The 18,324-nt window shown below is 49.1% G+C and carries 16 protein-coding genes; 1 reads left to right on the top strand and 15 read right to left on the bottom strand.

The features are described 5' to 3' along the window. Positions 1 to 40 precede the first annotated feature (40 nt). The 15 genes from V8Q34_RS05470 to V8Q34_RS05400 form a co-directional block, all read right to left on the bottom strand. Entirely contained in the window at positions 41 to 1,234 is a 1,194-nt protein-coding gene (locus V8Q34_RS05470; protein WP_335835029.1) for a Gfo/Idh/MocA family protein, read from the bottom strand. Positions 1,235 to 1,274: 40 nt separating this feature from the next. Continuing rightward, positions 1,275 to 2,123 (bottom strand): sugar phosphate isomerase/epimerase family protein, encoded by an 849-nt coding sequence (locus V8Q34_RS05465; protein ID WP_335835028.1) that lies wholly within the window; start codon positions 2,121 to 2,123, stop codon positions 1,275 to 1,277. A 57-nt stretch (positions 2,124 to 2,180) separates the two neighbouring features. Then, positions 2,181 to 3,332, bottom strand: a complete 1,152-nt coding sequence (locus tag V8Q34_RS05460; RefSeq protein WP_335835027.1) for a Gfo/Idh/MocA family protein — start codon at positions 3,330 to 3,332, stop codon at positions 2,181 to 2,183. A gap of 19 nt (positions 3,333 to 3,351) precedes the next feature. After that, a complete protein-coding gene (locus V8Q34_RS05455) occupies positions 3,352 to 4,143 on the bottom strand; it encodes a sugar phosphate isomerase/epimerase family protein (RefSeq protein ID WP_335835026.1) in 792 nt (263 codons plus the stop codon). 98 nt (positions 4,144 to 4,241) lie between these two features. Next, positions 4,242 to 5,978, bottom strand: a complete 1,737-nt coding sequence (locus V8Q34_RS05450; RefSeq protein WP_335835025.1) for an extracellular solute-binding protein — start codon at positions 5,976 to 5,978, stop codon at positions 4,242 to 4,244. 133 nt (positions 5,979 to 6,111) lie between these two features. Continuing rightward, the gene (locus V8Q34_RS05445; protein WP_335835024.1) at positions 6,112 to 7,014 is read right to left on the bottom strand and encodes a carbohydrate ABC transporter permease; all 903 of its coding nucleotides are present in this window, start codon (positions 7,012 to 7,014) and stop codon (positions 6,112 to 6,114) included. Positions 7,015 to 7,029: 15 nt separating this feature from the next. Continuing rightward, a complete protein-coding gene (locus V8Q34_RS05440) occupies positions 7,030 to 7,974 on the bottom strand; it encodes an ABC transporter permease (RefSeq protein WP_335835023.1) in 945 nt (314 codons plus the stop codon). A 15-nt stretch (positions 7,975 to 7,989) separates the two neighbouring features. Beyond that, positions 7,990 to 9,438 carry an L-fucose/L-arabinose isomerase family protein gene (locus V8Q34_RS05435; protein ID WP_335835022.1) on the bottom strand — a complete coding sequence of 483 codons (1,449 nt, stop codon included), beginning with the start codon at positions 9,436 to 9,438 and terminating at the stop codon, positions 7,990 to 7,992. A 5-nt stretch (positions 9,439 to 9,443) separates the two neighbouring features. Next, positions 9,444 to 10,361, bottom strand: a complete 918-nt coding sequence (locus V8Q34_RS05430; RefSeq protein ID WP_335835021.1) for a class II fructose-bisphosphate aldolase — start codon at positions 10,359 to 10,361, stop codon at positions 9,444 to 9,446. Further along, a complete protein-coding gene (locus tag V8Q34_RS05425) occupies positions 10,358 to 11,212 on the bottom strand; it encodes a sugar phosphate isomerase/epimerase family protein (protein ID WP_335835020.1) in 855 nt (284 codons plus the stop codon). The genes V8Q34_RS05430 and V8Q34_RS05425 overlap by 4 nt, the downstream gene beginning before the upstream one ends. Positions 11,213 to 11,246: 34 nt before the next feature. Continuing rightward, the gene (locus V8Q34_RS05420; RefSeq protein ID WP_335835019.1) at positions 11,247 to 12,089 is read right to left on the bottom strand and encodes a sugar phosphate isomerase/epimerase family protein; all 843 of its coding nucleotides are present in this window, start codon (positions 12,087 to 12,089) and stop codon (positions 11,247 to 11,249) included. 49 nt (positions 12,090 to 12,138) lie between these two features. Beyond that, positions 12,139 to 13,053, bottom strand: coding sequence for a carbohydrate kinase family protein (locus V8Q34_RS05415; protein WP_335835018.1), 915 nt, complete (start codon positions 13,051 to 13,053; stop codon positions 12,139 to 12,141). After that, a complete protein-coding gene (locus tag V8Q34_RS05410; RefSeq protein ID WP_335835017.1) occupies positions 13,050 to 13,709 on the bottom strand; it encodes an aspartate/glutamate racemase family protein in 660 nt (219 codons plus the stop codon). The genes V8Q34_RS05415 and V8Q34_RS05410 overlap by 4 nt, the downstream gene beginning before the upstream one ends. A gap of 16 nt (positions 13,710 to 13,725) precedes the next feature. Next, entirely contained in the window at positions 13,726 to 14,901 is a 1,176-nt protein-coding gene (locus V8Q34_RS05405) for a serine hydrolase domain-containing protein (protein ID WP_335835016.1), read from the bottom strand. Between the two features lie 44 nt (positions 14,902 to 14,945). Continuing rightward, positions 14,946 to 16,136 carry an ABC transporter substrate-binding protein gene (locus tag V8Q34_RS05400; protein WP_335835015.1) on the bottom strand — a complete coding sequence of 397 codons (1,191 nt, stop codon included), beginning with the start codon at positions 16,134 to 16,136 and terminating at the stop codon, positions 14,946 to 14,948. Positions 16,137 to 16,487: 351 nt separating this feature from the next. On the opposite strand from V8Q34_RS05400, the gene V8Q34_RS05395 reads away from it, so the two are divergent. After that, entirely contained in the window at positions 16,488 to 18,278 is a 1,791-nt protein-coding gene (locus tag V8Q34_RS05395; RefSeq protein WP_335835014.1) for a sensor histidine kinase, read from the top strand. Positions 18,279 to 18,324 lie beyond the last annotated feature (46 nt).

Here is an 18,324-nt window from a genome sequence, read left to right as displayed (position 1 = left end):
GGGACTCTATTCGCTCCACGCCTCTTTCTCTTCTCTCATTCTAATAGGTATCCAGACACGCCTCAGCCGCTGTCCCGTAAATGAATCCCTGGGGAATCATTGCCGGCTGTTCCGGTTTTGTGGTCATGTGATACATTTTCTCCTCTTTACAGCTTATGCCGATCCCATCAATGATCTCAATGGCATGAAGCCCCAGCTCCGCACTGCAGCGGTGCGCCCTGTTATTCCGGATGGCCCATGCCATATCCGCCACACCGATTCCACGGAAACTATCTCTCCAGGTTCTCTCTTCTCCAGACATGTCAGCTGTCTCAGGGGTAAACTGCCCGTATCCATGAGTCAGAGGCATGGATGCTGTCTCCTCCCCTCTCTGTCCTCTGGCCAGGAGTACCGGGCCATAGAAGTAGTTGGGATCCTGGAGGATCAGTGTACCTTCCGTTCCGTAGATCTCCAGACGGGCTGTCTGCTCTCTGTGGCTGTCACTGATGGCAGTAAAAGTGCCATAGCAGCCATTATAAAAGTCCAGCGCTCCGGTTAAGGATGTAGGGAATTTCATATCAAAAGGCTTGTTGTATCCCGGATTTCTGGGATTGCGCTGCATATCCTGCTCATGGAAGGCCTTTGACAATCCGTTTACCCTGGCTACGGGCCCCAGCAGGTGGATCAGTGCATGGAGGTAATAGCATCCCATATCATAGGGCAGACTTCCCCCCGCCGTGAACACAAAGGGCAGGTTGGGATGGTTCTCATCCTGGGTCAGATTATAGCACCTTGCCACCATAGCCTGGGCGTTCACCGGCTCCCCGATCAATCCCTTGTCGATCAAGTTCCTGGCTGTCTGAAGACCGCCTCCCAGGAAAGTGTCCGGGGCCTGTCCGATGCGCAGCCCTTTGCTCTTTGCCAGGTCATAAAGCTCCTTTGCTGAGACAAAATCTGTGGACATCATTTTTTCGGAAAATACATGCTTTCCTGCCTCCAGCGCCTTTTTGGTAATCTCATAATGAGACAGGGGATAGGTCAGGTTCACTACGATCTCAATGTCCGGATCTTCCATGATTTCATCCACAGTCATCTGGCGGATGTGGAACTGCTCCGCACGTCTTTTGCTTCTCTCCTCCACCACATCGGCAATCCCAACCACCTCTGTGATGTGAAATGTTTCCGTCATATTTTTCAGATATGTATAACTGATCCCACCGGCGCCAATCACACCGACCTTTACTCTATCGACCATTGTCAGTCCCCCTTCTTTCTCTGTATGCGTCTGTCACTTATCATTCAAAGACAACGCCTTTATATTTCTTCAAAGCCCTGATTCCAAACTCCGCAGCTTTCATCATATCTTCTCTGTAAGCACTATTGGCGCTGCTCAGTTCGATAAATCCGTATTCCACATCGCAGTACCGGGCTGCTGCATCCAGAACAGACTGGATATCCATCACACCTGTGCCGATATCTGTAGCCACGTCAATGTTGTATTTTCCCATGAATGCCCCGTCTATCACCGGGTTTTTGGGGACACTGTCAAAGAAACTCCTGTGTTCCATATACTTGGGATGGAAATCATCCACGTGCAGCATTTTTACTCTGTCTCCAAACTGCTTCAGTATCTCCACAGGCTCCTCACCGCCCCTGTACACCCACATGGTGTCAATCTCAAAATTTACATATTCCGGGTCTGTATTCTCCACCAGAATCTCCAGCGCAGATTTTCCCTCAAACTTCTGGAACTCATGGGCATGGTTGTGGTAAATGTACCGGATGCCGTTTTCCTTGCAGAGCTTTCCGGTCTTATTGTACTCTTCACAGCGCTTCAGCACATCCTCGCTGCTCCTGAAAAAGTCTGACGCCAATACCAGATAATCCCCGCCTATGATGTGGAGTATGTCAATCTCTCTGTGAATATCATCACTGATATTGAAATGTTTGGACGGATGACAGATGCCCAGATCATCCATCATCTTTTTAAGCTCTGAAAGCTCTGGTTTCAGCTCCGGCGTAAACATAGTTCCCGCTGACTCCAGATACCGGTATCCATAGCCAGCCAGTTTTTTTAAAGTTCCATAGGTATCACTCAAAAATAGGTCCGTCACGGAACACGCCTGTAGTCCACCTTTTATCACTATAATCCCTCCTAATTTCACTGTGTGGCGGCCCGGCAGTTATCTGCCTTAGCACCCCTATTCCATTTCTCTTATAAAATCCTCGGGGAGCCGCTCCATCATGTCAAATGTTGTCTGTATCTCATAGGGCTTTCCTGTGGCAATGGCAATATTGAATCCGTCCAGCAGTTCTGTTACATGGCAGGCAAAATCCCCGTTTGCCCTTGCCGGCCTGCCCTCCCGGATTGCCTCTATCATCTCGCACAGACCCAGTCCCCTGTTCTCGGCAGGAGATTCAAAGAGCAGCGGGACTTCCTTTTTATAGGCATTGGAATTGCTGGTTTTATCCCTGGAGATCTTCCCGTCTTCCCCGTAAAGATCCTCCTCCAGAAGCACATGTACCCTGCTCCCTTCCCCATAATTATCAGGGTCTGACAAAAACAGGGAGCCTTTGGTGCCATATATCTGTACACAGGGACCGTTTTCCGCTCCCCAGGTATCCCAACTGAAATTCACGCTGGCGCTTTTTCCATTGGCGAACTTGACAATGCCGTTATAGTTGGTATTGACTTCCACATCTACAAAGTGGTCCTTGACAGGTCTGTGGGGGATTCCAATCCCTCCATAACAGCACAGTTCCACGGCAGGCCCCATAAAGTACAGCATCTCTGATATTCCGTATGGTCCTATATCCAGCATAGGGCCTGCGCCTTTTCTGTAGAAGAAGTCCGGCGCCGGATGGATATTCTCCGGGCCGTGGTACATATTGGCCACTTTAGCGCTCAACACCTCACCAATCACACCATCCTCAATGACCTTTCTGCAGGTCTGTACCCCGGCTCCCAGAAACACATCCGGAGCACATCCCACATAGAGATTCTTTTCCTCTGCCAGTCTGACAATATCGGAGGCCTCCTGCAGAGTCAGTCCCAGGGGTTTCTCAGAGTAGACATGTTTTCCCGCGCGCAGCGCCCTCATGTTCACGTCATAATGAGCCTGTGGATTAGTCAGATTCAGAATCACATCAATCTCGGAGTCCTCATAAATTTCATCCAAGGTAAGTACATGGGGGATTCCATGTTTTGCTGCCAGGGCCATAGCCCGTTCCCTGTCCAGATCACATAATGCATAAATTTCCATATTGCGGAAGCGGCTTGTGATATTAGGTACATAATTTCTGGTGCTGATATCGCCGCAGCCGATAACACCTATCTTAAATACGTCTTTCATCTCAACCTCCCAGGTTCTCTCAGACTCCAAACTTGATCATTCCCTCCATGCTGCGTTTTGCGCATCCGTAAGGCTCCTTGTCATAGCAGGAATCCTGCTCCACAACAGCATACTCCACACCAATCTCCTTACAGGCAGCCACTACGGAAGGCCAGTCAATATTACCCTGTCCCACTTCCGCGAAACGTTTATCCACCTGTTCACACCCCTCTACTCCTGGTACAATGGCATAGTCTTTAAAATGGATGATTTTCATCCTTCCTTTTACTTTGCGGATCCAGTCAGCCAGAACTACGCCGCCGCAGGCCATCCAGTGTGTGTCCAGGATGAAGTTCACGCCTTCCGAATCTGTCTCCTGTATTAGGATATCCATACCGATCTTCCCATCGCCAAAGGAAGCATATTCCAGGGCATGAGGATGGTAAAGTATCTTCTTGCCGGACTTCTTCACCACCTGGGCAATGGCGTTAAGCCTGCGGGCATATTCCCGGAATCCCTCCTCTGTCTCCCTGTACTTTAAAGGCATGGTGTTCACATCAATGTAATCTGTCTCAAACAGATCGGACAGTTCAATGGCTTCCCGGATTGCCTGGGGATCTTCATCCATTGCCTCGAATTTTGCCCCGCAGCAGAGATATTTCATTCCGTGTTTATCCAACAGCTCCTTGTATTCCTCAGGTGTTACATAATCGGGGATAATATACTGTACCGCTTCATATCCCATCTCTTTTGCCCTGCCCAGTACCTCGTCCAGTTTTTCTTTGTCCCCCATGTATTTCTGGAGGATAGCCAGTATAATTCCTTTTTTCATCTCATCAGTCTCCTCTTCGCTTATTATTGTCTGTACTGTTTTGCAGGCGGCTTTGTAGTCCGCGCCGCCTGCTTTCCTACACGCTAAGGCGTATACTTTTATTTTGTCGCTTCCTTTATTGCAGCGGATGCTATCTTAAAGTTCTCCATGTCGTAAGCCACAACATCCTCGTAGCCGAATCCTTTGATCTTTCCTTTCATCTCCTGCCACAGGGAATCAAACTCGCTTTCATCCTGAGCAAATACCATACGCCAGGAGTATTCTTTGATCACCTCACCACATTCGGAACGTTTTGTCTTGATGTCTCCCGGATCCTGGGGTTTCCTGAAAGAGTTGCCGGGCATGGGATGAAGTGCATTCTTTTCTTTTACATAGTCAAGGGGCCACTGGGTGCCGAAAGTCTCGGTCCACTGCTCATCAATCTTTGTTCTGTTTTCCTCCATAGTGGTAGACCACATAGACGGGTCATATGGCTCATTGTAAGCCGGGTTGGTGTCCATCTTATAGACAATGGAAGATACGATACGGTTTCCGCCGTCGGAGAAGTTTCCGCCGCCCCACTCTTCCGGTACGGGAATATTCTGGGGATCACCGCCCTGCAGCGCTTCTTTTCCATACTCTGTCAGGTATGGCTTGCCGTCTTTCTCCTCCCAGGTCAGTCCTTCCGGTCCTGCGAAGGTAAGCATCATTCCCTCCTCGGAATTCAGCCACTCAAAGAACTCAAACACACGTTCAGGCTCTTTCACTGTGGAACCCAGAGCCATGGTGCCGCCCTGTCCGTGAACAGAATGTCCCAAAGGCGCATAGTCCATATCTCCCACCGGTACAAATACCTGACCCTTTCCTTCCGTTACATGTTCCGGTGTATTGTACTGATAGATAGGGAACGGGGAATTGAAAGCTGCACCGTCCGCCACTTTTGCATTCAAGTCATCAAAAGACTGCGTACTGGAATCGGGGTCCATCATACCCATCTGATTTGCCTTAAAATACATGTCCAAAGCTTTGTAGTATATTCCGTCATCATCGTCCAGAACAAAATAATCTTCCCCGTCTGCCTTGTAATTTACGAATCCGCAGTTCTGCCCATATCCATACATAATGGCGTACTTCATTGCACAGGTCATCCAGTCGCCGTCCCAGTCAGGGAACAGGGAAAAGGCATATGCTGTTTTTCCGGAATCACTGGTGGGATGGGCATCCTGCATCTGCTTGCACACAGTCAGGATATCGTCCATATCCTTAATCTCCGGTGCACCCAGCTCATAATAATAGTCCCATCTGGTATAGAATCCGTTTTCCGGCGCGCCGTTTCTCACCTGTGCTGCATCCGTATTCTTGGCGACACCTGAAGCGTTGGTAGGATAGGCATAAATCTTGTCTTCTGTGCCAAAATACTCAGATAACGCCACAGCGCCTTCCTCAAAAGGCTTCAGCACCTCACTGTCCTTAGCCAGCTCTGACAGATCATAGATCAGTCCCGCATCCACACAGTCCTTCATCTTGTCTGCATCCAGGCAGACAATGTCCCCCAATTCTCCTGCTGCGGAGCGTGTCTGATAGATAGAGTCACCGGAAATGTTCTGTGAGATAATGTTCAGCTCAATGTTGAATTTATCCTTGATGACTTTGGCAAACCAGCCGCTCTGAAGTCCCTGATAGTTTGCATTTCGTGCAAATACGTCGATAGTCAGGGTTTTCCCCTTTGCGTCCTTCGTATCCCCTCCCTTTGATTCGGATGACCCGGAACCTTTGTCCGATCCGCATCCCGCAAATGATGCTGCCATAGCTGCACAAAGCATTAACGCCGTCGCTGTTCTCATTCTTTTTCTCATTTTTTTCTTCCTTTCTTTTTTGGTTTTCCTTTGCTGTTATCCGCCGCTTTCTTTTATTTCTACTATACTCTCTTTCTTGTCCTGTCCGCCACCTCCAAATCTGACCTTATTGTGCTAAAAACCGCACTGATTATTACCCTTTGACTGATCCAATCATGATGCCTTTGACAAAATATTTCTGGAAGAACGGATACACCATCAGTATGGGCAGAATTACCACCACGGACACTGTCATTCTTATGGAAGTAGGCGTCTGCATAGTCGCCAGGGAAGCAGTGCTCATCACCGTGCCGTTCTTCACCATAGCTGCCAGGGAATCTGCCTGGTTGATGTACTGGTACAGCAGAAACTGCAGGGTATAAAGTTTTGGTTCCGTCATCAGGATCAGCGTATCCTGGAAATTATTCCACTGTCCCACTGCCGAGAATATGGCAATTGTTGCCAGAATGGGTTTCGCCAGGGGCAGCATGATTATATAAAATATCTTGAACACACTGGCACCGTCAATCTCTGCCGCCTCCTGCAGTGCAGAAGGGATGGATTCCATATAGGTCTTAACCAGAATGATATTGAAAGGCTGAACAATGGCCGGCAGTATGTACGCCAAAAAGTTATTGGTCAGATGCAGATTCCGCATGGTGATATACCAGGGAATCAGTCCGGCGTTAAAGTACATGGTAATCACGGTAAACCGGTACCAGAATTTTCTCCCCCACATCTTCTGCTGGGAGAACATAAATCCCAGGAAAGCGGAACCCAAAACCGCAGCACCTGTACCAATCACTGTACGGGCCACCGTCACAACAGCGGCATTGACCAAATCGGGAATCTTGAACACATCAATGTAGTTCTGAAAGTGAATTCCCTTGGGCCAGAAAATAATATCACCGTTGGCGCTCAGATCGTTGGCGCTCAGAGTATTGATGATCAGGTAGTAAAACGGATAAATACATACAATCGTAAACACCGTGAAAAACAGCACCAGGCAAAGATCAAAGATTCTGTCTCCGGTCGTCTTTTTTACTTTCTTATTCATCTGTTGCCCCCCTTTCTACACAATGGACTCGCCGCGGGTTATTTTTGAAATCCCATTGACACAGAACAGCAGGGAAATACTGATAATGCTCTTCAGCATACTGATGGCCGTGGCAAGGGAATAGTTGCCTGCTTTGATACCCAGGTTATAGACATACAGGTCCAATACCTGAATTTTGTTTGTATTAAACGCGTTCTGGAACACGAGATACTGGTCCATTCCATTGTTCAGGAAATTCGCCACATTCATAATCAGCAGTACAAAAAATGTTGGCAGCAGGCAGGGTACCGTGATATGCCAGATAAGCCTGAACCTCCCCGCTCCATCCACCTTTGCTGCCTCATACAGCTCCTGGTCAATTCCGGAGATGGCGGCCAGATACATGATGGCGCCCCAGCCAAGTCCTTTCCACTGTCCCCACAGCCACATATTCAGCCATGTATGGGAGTTGTCCTGGAGAAACTGAATCGGTTTTTCCGTAATCCCCAGGGTCTGAAGCAGGTTATTGGCCATTCCGCTGGAAGAAAACAGAGAAAACGCTATAGAAAACACCAGCACCCAGCTTATGAAATTAGGGATTGTCGTCAATGTCTGAACAATCTTTTTAAACCGCTTGCTGCCCAGTTCGGAGAGCAGGATTGCGAATGCCATGGGCAGCCAGGCAGTGAACAGCCCCAATCCGCTCATCACAAAGGTATTCCTGAGCACTTCCCACAACTGCTGCCGTTTTTCCGGTGTACCCACCATGCTTTTAAACCAGTCAAGCCCTACAAACGCGCAGTCCGACAGGCTTTTGGGCGGCCTGTAGTCAAAGAACGCATAGGTCCATCCGTAGAGAGGCAGATAACTGAATAAAAACAGCAGGACCAGGAACGGAAGAATCATCAAAAACATACGCACATTCTTACTCTGTTTGTTAAACGGTACCTTTTTTTTCGTTTTTACCTTTGCCCCATACACATTTACTCCTCCTCTCTAACGCAACCGTCTCTCAAGCTGCTTCCAATCCGGATATACCGGGTCGGCATCCACACCATCCATATATTTTACAGCCTCCATAAAAACATGGGCGTATTTTCCATATATGCCGGTGCAGTGATGAATGTATGGACCGCACACAAACTTTCGCTCCCATGCAGGCCAGTCATGAAATTTTGCCCACACATAGGTACCCTTGCTGTAGGGTCCCTCCGTGGTCTCCCCCTCTCCGAACAGCAGCTTATATTCCCCCCTCAGAGAGTCGAAACGCAGTAATGTGATATCCCCTCTGCGCATCTCAAACTGTCCGGCTCCTTTAAAGCCTTTGCCCTGATGACATCCAATGGTCACTCCCTTATCCCCTGCCAGACTTGGGGGGAATACGCCGCAGTGCCATAACAGCTCTGCATTGTCATTGGTAGGATGCCGTCCTGTCAGATCCGCAAAGAAGGGCGGTTCTGATGCTTTGTTGGCTCCCAGCGCCATGATGGAGGTAAGTGCCCCGTGAATGTCATTCTCACAGGCAATGGGAAATCCCTCATCTGTGCTGTCACCCATGAGATAACAAGGGGCGATTCCCGATATATCCGTAAACGGCGCCCAGCACTGGGTGGCGGCAGCCCTTAAGTTTTCCTCCTCCGCCCACTCACGGACAGCCAGCTTCATGGCACATATCCGTTCCACCGCATCACGGCCCACAATCTCCTGATTTGCCTTTCCCATGATATTGGCAAGTTCTTCCTGAAAGCATCCGTCTTTTTTCTCAAGAATCCCCTGAAATCTTTTCTGCATCTCCACAAGGGTTATGGGTACGACTTCCACTCCGAAACGCTCCAGCAGTTCCGCCTCATTGCTCTTCACGGACCAAAAGGCTGCCGGCCTGACACTGATCTGGCCGATTCTGGGAGCATGCATGGCTTTAGCTACCCCTGCCGCGGAGAGGAAATCTCTCACTCCCTTTGTAAAAGTATCCTCTGTCACCCAGCAGTTCTCAATGTAGGTAAAAGGCACTCCGAATCGCATCAGAACCTTGCTGCTGGCGAACACACCGCACTGGGCATCCCGGAAGCGGTATCCCTCCGGTTCCGGCGCATCATCACGCACTGCCCAGAGAAGGACAGGTTTTTTTATCATAGATGCCAGGCGGCATACCGCTTCCTCACATCCGAAATTCATATGGGCAATGAACAGCGCATCCACTTTTTCCTGTCTGAAATACTCTGCCACAGCCTCGGCATCCCGGCTTCTGCAGAGCAGTCCCTCTTCATTCAGGAAATCAATATTGACAAAATCCACACCCATCTTGGTCAGACATACTTCTGTCATCTTTTTCGTCTCGGCTGCTTTATCCAGACGAAAGGCCGTGTCGCTGAATGTCTCCCTTCTGGTAGGGACGAATCCTAACTTGATCTGATACTTCTCTTTGTATCGCTCAATAATTCCCATGATTCCTAGTTCCCTCCCTTCCCAAGCACCGAAGCCTGTCCGCTGCTCAGCAGGTAATGTTTCATCTTATCCTCAGCCACCAGCATCACTGCCTGGCGGGCCTGTTTAAGTTCCTCCTGCCCTATGTCCTCTACCCCTTGATTGGTCGTGGATTCCCCGCGTCCCAGAGCCTTCAAAAATGCCTGCTCTAAATCCGTGGCAATATTGATCTTGCTCACACCTCCGCCGGGCAGGGTGATGGCCGCATTCACAAGGTCTGCCGGCACACCGGAGGCTCCATGGAGCACAAGAGGAAGCTGTACTCTCTCCCGAATCTCTGCGATACGCTTCAGCTCAATATGGGGTTTTCTGGCAAGATACGCCCCGTGGACAGTGCCCACAGAGATTGCCAGCAGGTCCACATCTGTCTCGTCTACGAACTTTGACGCCTCATAGGGGTCTGTGTACAATTCACTGGTGGAATCCGTCTCAATCCTGTCATTGGATGATATCTTTCCAATCTCCCCTTCCACCTCCACACCGTATCTGTGGGCGTAAGCCACTGCCTCCCGGACAATGGAGATATTCTGCTCCAGTTCATATTCCGAGGCATCTATCATGACGCTGTCAAATCCCGCTGCGACAGCCTCCTTAATTATCCCCAGGTCCTTTGTATGGTCCAGGTGAAGGGCTGCCGGAACCCGGATCCCCAGTTCTTCTTTACATCTCCTGTATTCCTTTGCAAAGGCGTCACAGCTGCATCCAAAACGCTTTAATTCATTCTGGGAAATCTGTACGATCACCGGGGAATTCTGGTTCTGTGCTGCCTGGAGCACCGGGCCGATATTGGTCAGATATCTGGGAGAAAAGGAACCTGCTGCAAAACTGTTGTCCATAGCCTTCAGGCACATAGCCCGGACACTGATTCTTTCTGTGGTTGTCATCCTCTCTCACACCTCCTGAACCCATCCATCACTTCTATGATACTAGTCTCCGGATCCTGTTTCGCAAATCTGTCCGTGGAGGGAATCATGGGCTCCAGCATGGCAGGTCCCTCATACCCATGGATTTCAAAAAGCCTGTAGATCCTGGCAGCGTCGATCACTCCGGTCGTCATAGGCATGGCCCGTACCTGATCTGCCTGCTCCTTCGGTCCTTTTCCCGCCACCCCGTCATTCAGATGAAGATTCACCATGCGGTGACAGTTCTCGGCGGCGAAATACAGATCATCCTCCCTGCCGCTTCCGCAGTACCAGTGGAACGTATCAAACAAAAATCCCGTCTCCCCTCCCGCGGCATCCGCGATTGCCAGAACCCCGCTGATGGTATGTACAAAAGCGTGGGGATGGCGCACCTGCAGCTCGTGAGGCCCGAGACATTCAAATCCATAATGGATGCCATAATCGGAAAATGCTTTCTGAAGCTTTTCCAGCCGTTTTACATGCCACTCGAAGTTTTCATCAAAAGGTCGGACACTGCTGGGCCAGATATGGTTATAGGCATATTTTACGCCCATTTTTTCACCAATCTCGGACCATCTCTTTTGAATCTCTATGGCTCTCTCAAGCCCTTCCTCATCCACACTGTCGTCAAAGAAATCGACTGGTGTGGGAAGAAGCCCCCATTTCATTTCATATCTCTTCATAGTCTCCATAGCTGACTTGACCAGTGCAGGGTCATCCAGAATTGCCGCCGGCACATCCAGGGCGTCGAAACCATGTTTTTTCGCCAGGGGTGCCAGTTCCTCCACGGTTCCCGGAATCTTCAGCAAACGAACATCCAATACTTTATACATTTTTCTTCCTCTCTTTCTACCGTTTTCACCATTCCTACACCGTCTGTGACTGTTCTCTCATGAAGCTGACTGCCTTTTTAAAATCCGTCTCAGATTTGATGCCATGCAGGATCATACTGCCCTTATATCCGGCTTCTTCCAGTTTCTTGTTAAAATACGGAAAATCAATGATTCCGTTTCCCGCATATGTATAGTGAAGTCCCTCTCCGCCTTTGATATCCTTTCCATGTGCCAGACAGATATGTTCTCCCAGATGCTCAAATGCATCATCTATAACTGCCTTTACATTTTCCTGCCTTGCCTCTCCCTCCCGGAACAGGTTGGCCGCATCCATAATGATCTTTAAGTGTCTGTCACTGAAAAAATCCAGAAGCTCCCGGGCCTTTTTTGCGGAATCAATACAATTGTTAGGTTCACATTCCACTCCCAATGTCACCTCATACCGTCCGGCGATCTCAAGCGCTCGGCTCATTGTTTCCTTCAGATCTTCCATGGCTTCGGGATTCCCGTTATCCTGGTGGCCTCTCCACATATTTTCCGCGTTTCTGCTTCCTGTGCACAGGGTAATGATGCTGCATCCCAGTGTACTGCACGCCTTTGCCATTACCTCCAGCCTTCTGAGTCCTTCTTCCCTGGCTGATTTTTCGGGATGGATCATATTGAAAGTACCGTTCACCGCTGTGATCTCAATCCGGTTCGCATCCGCCGCTGACCGGATGTTCTGAAGCAGTCCTTCATCCAGAACCTGCGGCATCTGTTCCTCACACACTGAACTGAAGTCAAACTGTATCCGGGAAAATCCATATTCCCTGACTGCCGCGAACAGTGCCTCCACGCCGGGCCTTTCTATCTCTATAGAATACATTCCAAGTTCCATATCTTCCCTCTCCGTAACTATGCATTGCTCTCATAGTTACTGCTCCTCTCTATGTATTGGACGGTTTCATATATTTCATCACTTCGCTGCAGGAGGGGATACCTTTTCTCCCTCCGATTTCACGACAGGTCAGACTGGCAAAGATTCCTGCGAATTCCATACACATTTCCATACTCCAGCCTCTTCCCATACCATACAGAAATGCTCCGTGATAGTTATCCCCCGCACCTGTGGTATCCACCACCGGCACCCGTATGGGATCCATATGTATAAATTTCTTTCCGTCGTATCCCACAGCCCCGTCTCCGCCCATGGTCACCGCGGAAAAGATACCCTTATGCCCTTTATCATGATAATACAGACAGGCTTCCTCAGGAGTCATACCCAGAGTTTTCTTCACTGTCCCCTCATCCAGTATCCAGACATCTGTGAAGGGAAGAATCCTCTCAGCCAGGCTGCCCGACAGATTGCCGCCGTCCACGGAAAGCAGAATTCCTTCGGCCCGGCAGAATCCGGCTATTTCCATCATCAGTTCCTCATCCATGACTCCCAGATGGAGCATTCCGGCACTCTGCAGCAACTTCACATCCAGCATTCCAAATTCCAGGTCATAAATGCACCCTCCGTAATGCGTGATACTCCGGCTGCCGTTTTTGTCAATCTGGATCATACTGACAGAGGACCTGGCACCTGGCTTCTTTATGATCTGTATCTCGTGAAACTGCCGGCGCTGCAGATCCTGTGTGATAAATTCCCCTGCCGCATCCTCACCCACAATGGTGATCAGGCCGGTGACACCTCCCGCCTCCTGGTGGGCAGCCGCCGCTGTTGCCGACACGCCTCCGCAGCACTGTACATACTCAAATGCCTGTACCCGCTGGTCGCTTTTGGGGATTTCCTCTGTCCGCATAAGCAGATCCTGTGTGCTGCCTCCGATAAACAGACAGTCAATACTTTTTTTCACTCTCCCAGAATCTCCTTTACTCTCTCAATACATAACCGGGGACTGGTAAGCACCGGTGTTTCCATATCTTTTACCAAAGGCAGAAGTACAGTCATACTGCCCTGAGCCAGCACCACCACCTCGTTATCCATGGCAGCCTTTTTTACTTCGCCCAACACCATCTCATTGTGGGTTTTGGCGTCATTTTGCTCAATCAGGACCATCATGGCCCCCTCCACCAGGTGAAGGTCTACCTCCACCTCCCTGCCCAGCCTTTTGGCTGTATTCTCTATAAGGCGGACACTGGGTCCGGTTGTGGATTCTACTGTGGTGATCACCGCAATCTTTTTCCCCAGTTTTACAGCCTTCTCTGCCATGGGCTCATCTATCTTCAGGATAGGGACATCCAAAAATGGCGCTATGGCGTCTGCCACCTCCCCCACACTGGAACACTGGTTTATGATCAGATCCACACCCAGCTCCTGAGCATTTCTGTAATATTCAAACATTCGCCGCTTTACAAACGGTGTAGGGCCTTTATTCTGGTTTACCTCCTGGATCAGGCTTTCATCAATCATCTGGTACACTTTTACATTGGGGATAATCTCCCTGCACAATTCTTTCAGTTCAGCGAAGGAGACTGCGCTGGTTTCCACAATAGCTATTGATTTGCTCATTTCTCTTCCTCCTGGTCTATATCATGCCATACACTGTATTCAGTATCCGGGGATGACAGTAAGCCTCCCTGTTCTCAGGCATAAGCTGGTGCGCATATACCACAGACAGCTTGTTTGCGGGGTCAATGGACATAAGCGTTCCCGCTGCCCCTGCCCAGCTAAATTCCCCCGGGCTTCCCAGACAATTGCTTTCTGCCAGACTGAGCAAAGTCTTCACACCCAGGCCGTAGCCATAGCCGGTCATAAAATTCCAGCCCCTTCGGTGGGTTTCCTGAAAATCAGCCAGGGCGTCTCCCTGCAGGTGGTTCCTGCTCATCAGCTCCACTGACCGTGCGCTGAGAATCCGTCTTCCCTTCCATTCTCCCGCACAAGCCAGCATCCCTGCAAAATGGGACATATCCGTGACAGTGGAGAGAAGTCCTCCTCCCCCGCTTTCATGCCGGTAGGAAGCGCAAAACTTAAACTCTTCCGACTCATTGGGAACTCTCCTGCCATCTGTGTATTGGTACATCACTGCAAGCTGATCTGCCGGAATCTCTTCCACAAAAAATCCTGTGTGCGGCATATCGAGAGGCTCAAAAAACTCCTTTTTTAAAAACTCTCCAAACCTCATTCCGGCCGCCGCTTCAATCACAGCGCCCATCACATCAAACCCCAGCCCATAGTTCCAGTGTGTTCCGGGCTGGAAGGCCAGAGGTACATATGCAAGTCGTCTCGCAAATTCCCTGGTAGTCACACCGCCTTCACGGTTGATCTGATCAAGCGTCTCTTTTGATGTCCGCTGTGTCGTATTATATATGCCGTCATAAGTGAATCCTGATGTCATGGTGAGCAGATGTTTGATCGTCATGGTCTCTGCCCGGCTGATGATTTCCATATTGTTTCCCGCCAGGCAGCAGCAGGTCAGATCCTTATATTCCGGCAGATATTGCCAGACAGGGTCATCCAGCAGTATTTTCCCCCTCTCAAGCAGAAGCATAACTGCCGCCGCTGTCACAACTTTGGTACAGGAATACATACGGTAGACTGTGTTTTTGTCTGTCCACCTTTTCGCGGCTTCATCTGCAAATCCCTTATACCCTTCATATAAAATGTCATCTCCACGTGTTACCAAAAGTGCGCATCCCGCAGGGCCTTTCTCCATATCCGTAAAATCCTGCAGCAATCCATCCAGTCTGTCTCTGTTTCCCATTTTTTCTCCTGTCCTTTCTGTTCCTGCCCCATTAGGCAGATATTCTACCCATCTATCTGATACAGAAATTCCCCGGCCGCTTTTTGCGGGGTTATCTCTCCCTCAAACAGGCGCCTCATAACATCGCCGTAAGCCCGGTTGACAATCTCTGTATTGGGGGAAACAGCATTTTCATACACTTTATTCCCGGTTTCCTTTGTCTCATAAAACTGAAGCAGACTGCGCTCCCCCCCTGTCATACGTTCATCCTCACAAAGCAGGCTGCGCGCTGCCGCAGATGCCGGTATTCCTCTCTCTGTCCCGGTGCTTCTGACCGCATTGCCGTCATTAATAAACCAGTTGATAAATTCTGCCGCCGCCAACTGTTTTTCCGGTGCTGAAGAGGTGGATATTGACAGAAACAGTTCCGGCCTGATGACGGGCCGATTGTCCTTGCCTTCATCAGAAGGGGGATCCGTCACTTCTATATCAACTGTTCTTCCCTGTTCTGTAATTCTATTGGTTCCGAAAGAAAATGCGCCGTCTGCTGCCCCTTTGTATCCCCCATTGTCAGATACATGCAGGATACCATCCTCTCCAACGCTTACCAGGGTTTCGGATTCCATAAGCGCTCTGCAGTATTGAAAATACTCTGTCAAAATGTCCTTTGTAATATCTGCCTCCTGACCGGCTTCACCAAAAAGTGTCTCGTTTCTCTGCTGCAGCCAGCAGTTTAACATGGTACTGTCACTAAAGTCGCTTACGATCCCCGGTCTGCCGGTCTGTTCTTTCACCTTGCAGCACGCCTGAAAAAAAGTATCCCAGTTCCATCCGTTTACTGGTATCTCTATTCCTGCTTCCTTCAGTATCTCCCTGTCATATCCGAGGGCCGGTATGGATACCGATACAGGAATCCCTGCCAGTATGCCGCCGCGTATACCTGTACCCCTTAATTCAGGTTCCAGGAAATCTGTATAAATGGTTTTGTTCTCCACAAATCCTGTCAAATCAGCCAGCGTCTTATTTTCTTCATATACAGACAGCAGTGAAGCATCCATCTGCACGATATCCGGACATTCCCCCATTGCTGTGGCCTTAGCCAGATTTTCACCATACTCTTCTCTGGACATGGGAATGGGGATGAAGCTGATATCCGGGTGAAGCTGCTCATACAATTCCAGAAGCTCCTGGGTATACTGATTTCTTGTCTCATTCCCCCACCAAGCTATGGTCAGTTCTGTCTTTGTATGACTCACAGTAGTGTCTCCTTTGCTTTTGGTACACCCAAAAACTGCTGTAGTCACAGTCATAACCAAAGATACCAGCATAAATATCCGTCTTTTCAAATCAAGCCTCCAGTCTGCCTGCAGCCTTATCCGGCTACTTTGGTCTCTCTCCTGTTTTCTGAGGTCATTATAGCATCCGGATTTTCAGAATTTAATAAAAAAAACAGTGATGTGATGTGAAAAAACCGGCTTTGTGCGCCGATTTGTTGTTTTCGACCCCGGTTTCTTATATAATATAACCAGAATATATATGAAAACTCATAACTTCAGTTGTCAACTATGCCCTGACAACCGGATATCATCTGACAGGAGGCGCCGGATATGGCAATCGGGAAAGGATTAATATCCCATTTACGAAAACGAATCTCCAATCTGAACATGGAGCGCAAAATAATGATGATTGTACTGACCAGTATTTTGCTGATCAGTGGTTTTTCCATGATGGCTTATTACTTTACTATTAAATCCAACAACCAGCTCCTCTATAACAGTACGGCTGACAATCTTTCCTATTCCGCTTCCAACCTGACAGGGCACCTTGATGACATTGAGTCCCTGTCCACAGCTATTATTGCAGACAACACCGTTCAGGACATTCTGACGATGCAGAAGGATTCCGGCCAAAAAACGGACTCCCGCTCCTACACCAGGCTCTGTACCACCCTGGAATCCTACCTGCAGCAAGATCAAAGCAGCAGCCTTTCTTATATCATGCTGGCAGGCAGAGATATGACAGCGAAAACCTATATCCCCATGTCAGAACGTCTGCCTGAAGAATCACTGACGGATTTGACCGCCTGTGCGGAGGGATACATGGGACGTGCCGTGTGGATCACTAAGTACAGCGAAAAATACGGGCTTTTTCTCGTCCGGGAAGTCCGCCGTATATCAAACGCCCAGCTTGACTCACTGGGTTATCTGATCATCCGGGTTGACACCAGAAGGATGCTGGAAGACTGCAGCCACTTTGCCAATCAATACGGCCAGGCCTCCTATTTGCTTGCCTATGATTCATCCGTGATCCAGAGCAGCATCACCATTACGCCGGAGGATTCCCACGTACTTCTTACCCCTTTTGACAAACCTTACAGGATTCAGAACTTATCGGGGCAGAAATACTTTGTGGTGAAGAATACCATACCCGATGTAAACTGGGACTTTTTCTGTCTGGTTCCCTACAGTAGTGTCTATAATTCCATTCTTATTACAAGAATCATGTTTTTTGCCGTAGTATTTGCCAGCATTGTGCTCTGCATCCTGCTTTCCCACCATCTGATCCGTTCCCTGACCAGACACATTGATAATCTGGTCTGCAAGATCAAGTCTTTTGCCAGAGATGACGGAACATTCTCCCCCTCTGCATATCACTTTGATTACCGGGACAGAAAAGATGAGCTGGGAATTCTTCACCAGCAGTTCGACCAGATGGCTCTGCAGATCCAGAATCTGATCAATGTAAACTACAAAAACGAACTGCTGGTAAAAGATGCACAGTTAAAGGCACTGGAGACACAGATCAATCCTCATTTTCTGTATAACACTCTGGAGTCCATAAACTGGCGCGCCAAAGCCTCCGGGGAAGTAGAGATATCACGGATGGTTGAGGCACTGGGATACCTTCTCCGGGCGGCCCTGTCCCATTCTTCCAAGACAGTCCCCCTTCACCAGGAACTTGACTTTGTCCGCTGTTATCTCACCATCCAGCAGACACGGTATGATGACCAGCTTATCTGCACCCTTGAGGCAGATAAAGATTTATACGATATTCCTGTGCCTAAACTGCTGGTTCAGCCCCTTGTGGAAAATGCCATACGTCATGCGCTGGAGGAGATGGTGGATATCTGCAGTATCCACATCCGGGTATACCACGACAGCACGCAGTTATACATCCAAGTGGAAAACAGCGGCTCTGTCTTTCCGGACAATCTTCTGGAGAAACTGGAAAGCGGCAGTATCCAGCCCCATGGCTTTGGCATTGGATTAACCAATATCCATCAGCGAATCCAGCTTACTTATGGGAAAAATTATGGTCTTTTTTTATTCAACCAAAATGATTTCGCTGTAGCACAGATACGTCTTCCATATGTGATACCGGCGGAAACCGAACCGTAACAAAGCACCGGGGCGGCAAAAATCACACAGTAGAAAGGGAGGAAAT

It is taken from the genome of Blautia sp. JLR.GB0024 (assembly GCF_037000545.1).
Lineage (GTDB): Bacteria > Bacillota > Clostridia > Lachnospirales > Lachnospiraceae > Blautia > Blautia celeris.
The sequence above is the reverse complement of the archived record's forward strand: the minus strand, read 5'-3'. Positions and strand labels throughout refer to the sequence as shown.